This window comes from Sphingomonas populi (assembly GCF_004208535.1).
Lineage (GTDB): Bacteria > Pseudomonadota > Alphaproteobacteria > Sphingomonadales > Sphingomonadaceae > Sphingomonas > Sphingomonas populi.
On record NZ_SGIS01000107.1, the window covers coordinates 1 to 3,327 of the forward strand.

General features: G+C 63.7%; 4 protein-coding genes and 1 pseudogene. 4 read left to right on the forward strand and 1 reads right to left on the reverse strand.

Annotated elements, in window-relative coordinates; genetic code table 11:
• Positions 1 to 104 (forward strand): annotated as a pseudogene (locus tag EWE75_RS24055) (IS5/IS1182 family transposase); the annotation flags it as partial.
• A 50-nt stretch (positions 105 to 154) separates the two neighbouring features.
• Here the strand turns inward: EWE75_RS24055 and EWE75_RS24060 are convergent.
• On the reverse strand, positions 155 to 361 hold the full coding sequence (locus EWE75_RS24060; protein WP_130160561.1) for a hypothetical protein: 207 nt from the start codon (positions 359 to 361) through the stop codon (positions 155 to 157).
• 280 nt (positions 362 to 641) lie between these two features.
• Here EWE75_RS24060 and trbJ point away from each other — a divergent pair, with 280 nt between their 5' ends.
• From trbJ to trbF, 3 genes are all read left to right on the forward strand, one after another.
• Complete coding sequence (trbJ, locus tag EWE75_RS24065; RefSeq protein ID WP_130160564.1) at positions 642 to 1,319, forward strand: P-type conjugative transfer protein TrbJ; 678 nt, start codon at positions 642 to 644, stop codon at positions 1,317 to 1,319.
• Positions 1,320 to 1,415: 96 nt separating this feature from the next.
• On the forward strand, positions 1,416 to 2,714 hold the full coding sequence (gene trbL, locus EWE75_RS24070) for a P-type conjugative transfer protein TrbL (protein ID WP_130160562.1): 1,299 nt from the start codon (positions 1,416 to 1,418) through the stop codon (positions 2,712 to 2,714).
• 3 nt (positions 2,715 to 2,717) lie between these two features.
• Positions 2,718 to 3,327 (forward strand): conjugal transfer protein TrbF (gene trbF / locus EWE75_RS24075; protein WP_130160563.1); only part of this gene is annotated, 610 nt, incomplete at its 3' end.

The following is a 3,327-nucleotide window of genomic DNA, read 5'->3' on the forward strand; positions in this document are numbered from 1 at the left end:
CCAAACTCAAGCAGTTCCGACGGGTGGCAACCCGATACGACAAGCTGCTCGCCAACTTCATGGGCTTCGTCAAACTCGCAGCCATCGCTATATGGCTGAGATAGTTAAATCGTCACCACGCCCTAGGACTGCACGAGGGAAATTTCGCGCGCTATCAAATCCGTCCCTCGGAATTCATCGCTTGGCGTGAGGCCTGGAATCCAAACTGAGCACTGCCTGCCGCGAACAGAGAAGAGGCGATCTGCCGGCCGCCCGCGTCAATCCTTGAACCCAGCAGGTCGCGCTGAAAGTTCTGCATCCATGCCGACAGCGTTCGGATGCCGCCGCAGAGATCCTCGAAAGACCGAAATGGGTCCGGCATCGTTCAGTCGCCAATCGCGACGCAACCGACCGTGGTCGGTAACAGCCTGTGACTTGTAGTTGCATTGCGGCCGCACTGCAGTCGGGCTGAGCGACCTTGGGATTGGTGTCCCCCGATTGCCATCCTCTATCACCAGACGGGTTCTCCCGCCGACGCACCAATTCATCGATCTTGAAGGCTCCCCAAGCTGAGGAGTCTATCCGTGCGTATTCATTCCGCCTCTCCAGGCAAATATCTGATCGCAGGCGCGCTCGGCGCTGGCAGCGTCGGCTCGCTCGTCATGGGCCTGACCATGACCGCGACACCCGCGCGGGCGCAGTTCACCGTGTTCGATCCGAGCAACTACAGCCAGAACCTGCTGACTGCCGCGCGCACCCTCCAGCAGATCAACAACCAGATCCAGTCGCTCCAGAACGAAGCGAACATGCTTATCAACCAGGCGAAGAATCTGACCCGGATCGACTTCCCGGAGCTGCAGGCGCTCAAGCAGACGCTGCAGCAGGTCGACCAGTTGATGGGCCAGGCGCAAGGCATCCAGTTTCGCGTTTCCGGTCTCGACCAGCAGTTCCGCCAGCTTTTCCCGCAAAGCTTCTCGTCCGCGCTGCGGACCAACGATCAGGTCATCGCTGCCCGCACGCGGCTCGACACCGCGATGTCCGCCTACCAGCATACCATGACCGTACAGGCGCAGGTCGCTGAGAATGTTGCGTCGGACACGCAGACGTTGGCATCGCTCGTTGCCAAAAGCCAAGGCGCCGAGGGATCGCTGCAGGTCAGCCAAGCCACCAACCAGTTACTCGCGCTGACCGCCAAGCAGCAGTTCCAAATCCAGACCATGATGGCCGCGCAATATCGTGCCGAGACGATCGAGCGTGCGCGGCTAGCGCAGGCCCAGATCGACGCGCAGGCCGCTACACGCAAGTTCCTCGGTTCCGGCACCGCCTACACCCCCCGTTAGGCGCACCGGAGGGCGGGGTGGGAAGATGCACCCCACGCATCTTCACCTCCCCCTGCCCCGCCCGACGGCCTCTCTCATTTCGCAGGACATGGCCTCGTGAACGATCTCAACGTCATCGACCGCTTTATGCAGGCGTTCATCACCTACATCGACGCCGGGTTCGGGCTGCTCGGCGGTGATGTCCGCTTTCTGACCGTAACCCTGATCGGCATCGACATCACGCTGGCCGGACTGTTCTGGGCTCTTGGCGGCGACGACAATGTCATGGGCCGGTTCATCAAGAAGATCCTGTACGTCGGGGCGTTCGCGTTCATCCTGAACAGCTTCTCTACGCTCTCCAACATCATATTTCGCTCCTTTGCCCAGGCCGGCCTGACTGCCGGCGGCGGCACGCTGACGGCGGCCGATCTCCTGAAACCCGGCCGCTTGGCGGGCACCGGCTTCTCGGCGGCGTGGCCGCTCCTTCAGCAAGTCTCACAACTGATGGGGTTCACAACCTTCTTCGACAATTTCCTGACGATCGCGGTGCTGCTGTTTGCGTGGGCGGTCGTGATCATCACCTTCTTCATCCTTGCCGTGCAGATGTTCGTGACCATCGTCGAGTTCAAGCTGACCTCGCTGGCCGGTTTCATCCTGGTGCCGTTCTCGCTGTGGAACCGCACCAGCTTCCTCGCCGAACGCGTGCTCGGCAATGTCGTGTCGTCCGGTATCAAGGTCATGGTGCTCGCCGTGATCGTCGGCATCGGCTCGAACTTCTTCACCGAGTTCACTGCGGCGCTGCAGGGGCATGAGCCGGATATCGGCCAGGCGATGAGCCTGATGCTCGCCAGCCTCACGATCTTCGGCCTCGGCATATTCGGTCCCAGCATCGCATCCGGCCTTGTCGCTGGTGCGCCACAGCTCGGCGCCGGCGCGGCGCTCGGCACCACGGCCGGCGCGGCGGGCATCACTATGCTCGCGGGCGGCGCTGCCGTCGGTGGCGCGAGCGCGCTTGGTGGTGCCGTGCTTGGCGCTGTCCGCGCCGGCACGTCGATGGGATCTGCTGCATCGACCGCGTACAACCTTGGCAAGGAGGCCGCACCGGCCCCGACCATCACGGCCGGCCTCGGCGGTGTCGCGCGGGCCGCAGGCAACGCCGCGCGTGAACGCGCCTCCAGCGTGCTCGGCCTCGGCGAAGCCGCCTCCCAGGGCCGCGCCGCCGCATGGAATGCGTTCCATCGCACCAGCAGCGGCGATCCCGCGCAAAGCCCCGGCAGCGACAGTGTTCCCGCATGGGCACGCGCCATGCACGGCCAACAGACCGCTCGTCATCACCGCCAGGTCGCGCTGCACGCCATCCAGCAGGGTGACCGCGGCGGCGCCTCCGCCACCCCCGACATCAAGGAAAGGGACTGATCGATGATCTTCAAACGGACTGTCCAGCGATATGGACGAACCCCGCAAGCTGAAACGCCCTATCAACGCGCCGGCCAGGTCTGGGACGAGCGGATCGGGTCCGCTCGCGTGCAAGCGCGCAACTGGCGACTGATGGCGTTCGGCTGTCTCGCGTTGACCGGCTGCCTTTCGTCCGGCCTGATGTGGCAATCGTCTCAAAGCCGCGTCACGCCCTATGTCGTCGAGGTCGATCGGCTCGGTGAGGCTCGCGCCGTCACCAAGGCCGAGGCCAGCTATCATCCGACCGATCCGCAGATTGCATGGCATGTGTCGCGCTTCATCGCGAACGTCCGTGGCCGTTCGCTCGATCCTGTGCTCGTTCGCCAGGACTGGCTCGAGGCCTATGATTTCACGACCAAGCGCGGCAGCCAGTTTCTTGGCGACTACGCACGGGCCGCCGACCCTTTCGCCAGTATCGGCGAGCGGACCGTGTCGGTGCAGGTCACTAGCGTGGTGCGAGCATCGGACCGCTCGTTTCAGGTCAAGTGGACCGAGACCGCCTATGAGCGTGGCACCGAGGCGGGAACGTCGCGCTGGACCGCGATCCTCACGATCGTGATCAAGCCACCGAGCG